Source organism: Pseudomonas sp. AC463 (genome assembly GCF_979253585.1).
Genome location: NZ_CEEDDZ010001190.1, coordinates 1 through 235 on the forward strand (window position 1 = coordinate 1; position 235 = coordinate 235).

Here is a 235-nt window from a genome sequence, read left to right on the forward strand (position 1 = left end):
GTCATGGTCGGCCCGATCGCCGTCGCCCCGGAACGTCAGCAGGACGGCATCGGCCGCCGCCTGACCACGGCCGCGCTCGATGCCGCCGCCGCGCACGGGCTGGATGCCGCGCTGATGCTGATCGGCGACCCCGAATATTACGGACGCTTCTTCGATTTCACCGCCGATCGCACCGCAGGATGGCGACTGCCCGGTCCGGTCGAGCGTCGCCGCCTGCTCGCGCGCGGACCGGCGG

At 72.8% G+C, this 235-nt stretch carries 1 protein-coding gene; it reads left to right on the top strand.

Annotation, left to right across the window (positions count from 1 at the left end; genetic code table 11):
- A partial coding sequence (locus AC0IYH_RS34080) for a GNAT family N-acetyltransferase (protein WP_471838906.1) occupies window positions 1-235 on the top strand: 235 nt, incomplete at both ends.